Source organism: Synechococcus sp. R3-13, from assembly GCF_047462195.1.
Taxonomy (GTDB): Bacteria; Cyanobacteriota; Cyanobacteriia; order Thermostichales; family Thermostichaceae; genus Thermostichus.
Genome location: NZ_JANSIO010000213.1, coordinates 1 through 2,501, shown reverse-complemented (window position 1 = coordinate 2,501; position 2,501 = coordinate 1). Strand labels below are relative to the sequence as shown.

The window sequence follows — 2,501 nt, the reverse complement described above, 5'->3', positions numbered from 1 at the left end:
TCGTCTAGGTGGTAGCACAGCCGAGTGATTCTGCCGAAGTCCCCTTTGGCAATATCTACAAAACCTCCCGTCTCTACTGCCCTGCCTGCTGCTGCAGTTGCGGGTTCAGGTGCCGCCGAGGTGGGGTTGGGCCGGTCAACATGGGACGAAAGCATGCTGGACTTCTTGGGATCCCCGCCCTTGGCTGGATGGCATAGCACCCGGGGATCAGCTTTCGACCTCATTATTTTGTAGATTTTGTAGCTCGGCTGGGTTGAGCAGAAAGAGCGCTGGGAAGCGCAACCCGTCCAAGGAGGTCGGAGCCGGAAGCCAGTTGGACAGGTTAAGGTGAAGAGACTGTTAAGATTCTTATGGTTTTGCTGTTGCCAAGGCAACACCGCACCAACTAACATCTCGCTACACTGCGACCGCTCATGATTCATCCTCTGCTGCAACGGCTGCACCAATCCACCCTGACCCCGCTGCGGGATATCCACTGGACGCCGGAATTGTTCGGAATCCTCTTGGTGTACTTTGTGCAGGGGGCGGTGGGGCTGGCACGGCTGGCCACCAGCTTTTACCTGAAGGATAGCTTGGGCCTCAGCCCGTCTCAGGTGGCGGCGTTGATGGGCGTTGCCATGAGCCCCTGGATCCTCAAGCCCCTCTACGGCCTGCTGTCGGATACCGTACCGGTGGCGGGCTATCGGCGTCGTCCCTACCTCTTGTTGTCAGGGCTTCTGGGGTGTGGGGCTTGGCTGGGGATGGCCCTGTGGGCACCGACGGCTGGTCTGGCCACCCTGTGGATGGTTTTGGGATCCCTGGCGGTGGCGGTGGGGGATGTGATCGTGGATTCGCTGGTGGTGGAGCGGGTACACGGCAGTGACTGGGCGGGGACGGGCACGCTGCAATCTTTGACTTGGGGGGCAACGGCCTTGGGATCCCTGCTCACCGCCTATTTGGGAGGAGCGCTCTTGGCCCATTATCCGCCGCAGGTGGTGTTTGGGCTGACGGCCTTTTTGCCGTTGTTCATCGCTCTGGCAGCTTGGGTTATTGCCGATCAACCGGTGGCGTTGTCCCAGGGCTGGGATCCCTTGCAACAACAGGTGGGGCAGGTGTGGCGGACGCTGCGGCAACCCAGCATTTTGCTGCCGGTGCTGTTTGTGTTCGTTTGGCAGGCCACTCCCAGCGCTGATGCGGCTCTTTTTTACTTTGTCACCAACGATCTCGGCTTTGGGCCGGAATTTTTGGGTCAGGTGCGCTTGGTTACCAGCATCGCCAGTTTGCTGGGGGTAGGGATCTTCCAAGTGTACCTGCGGCGGCTCCCACTGCGGCCCCTGTTCGGCTGGATGACGGTGATCTCGGCGGCGTTGGGCCTGACCAGCCTTATCTTGGTCTATCACCTCAACCGGGATTGGGGCATCGACGATCATTGGTTTAGCTTGGGGGACAGCCTGGTGCTGACGGTGGCAGGACAAATTGCCTTTATGCCAGTGCTGGTCTTGGCCGCCCGCCTCTGCCCCCCTGGGATCGAGGCCACCCTCTTTGCTCTGCTGATGTCGGCCTTTAATTTGGCGGGGTTTCTCTCCCAAGAGCTGGGATCCCTGCTGATGCATGGGCTGGGGGTAACGGAGACCGATTTCAGCCGGCTGGGGCTGCTGCTGATCCTGACCAACCTTTCTACCCTCTTGCCCCTGCCGTTTTTGGGCTGGCTGCCGGAAGAGAGCATAACCCTTGGCGGAGCAGAACTTGAGGCGGAAGCCCATGCTTCTCTGGAATCCTTTCTGCGGGATGTGCAGGCAGAAGAAGCGGAGACAGCCTTGGCGATGGAAGGGGTCTCTCTGGCCGAAACCGACCCAACCTAAAGAGACTCTGTCTGGCCTCGGGAAAGGCATACAGCCTCGGTGTCCAGCCGCTAAGATGGAGGGATGAGCTGGGTAGCCCCCACAACTCACTCGGATCTTTCACTTCAGGAGGGGACCGTGCTTCATCGTAGGATCTATCAACTCAGCCGCGAAGGCAAGGATGTGTGGATCTATCTGCGGGATCAGGGACGCTGGCTGGAACGGGCCAAGATCCTCGATATCGAAGGGGACACCATCCTAGTTCGCTACGAGACAGAAGATGAGGAGGAGATCTGCTCCTGGGAGGAGATGATTCGCCTGGAAAGCATTGGAGCTGTTGCTCAGCGCCTTTCCACCATTCCCAAGGGGATGCTCAGCACGTCAGATTTGCTCACCTCAGAAGACTGCCCTCCGGCTGAATTGCTGCATCCGCCACTGTTGCCTACCGAAGGAGAAGATCATCCCAGCAGCGAGCGCCTCGTGGAGGATTACTACCTGGATCGGGAGGCTCCTGCCGAGCTGCCGGTGCGCTCCAGTGGGGAAGATCTCAAACGGGCGGATCGTGCCCGGCACGATGCTGAAGGCACGGATTGAGTTCTCCGTTTGCCAGAGCGGCGCAGAAGAGCGCTTGACATCCTCAGGTTCAGCCAGAAATCGCAGGAGCCCCGCACTGTACCCGTA

General features: G+C 59.5%; 1 protein-coding gene and 1 pseudogene. Both read left to right on the top strand.

Annotated elements, in window-relative coordinates:
* Positions 1-413 precede the first annotated feature (413 nt).
* Positions 414-1,841 carry a folate/biopterin family MFS transporter gene (locus tag NW856_RS06625; RefSeq protein ID WP_414399584.1) on the top strand — a complete coding sequence of 476 codons (1,428 nt, stop codon included), beginning with the start codon at positions 414-416 and terminating at the stop codon, positions 1,839-1,841.
* 117 nt (positions 1,842-1,958) lie between these two features.
* Positions 1,959-2,249, top strand: a pseudogene (locus tag NW856_RS06620) (DUF6679 family protein); the annotation flags it as partial.
* Between the last annotated feature and the right edge of the window lie 252 nt (positions 2,250-2,501).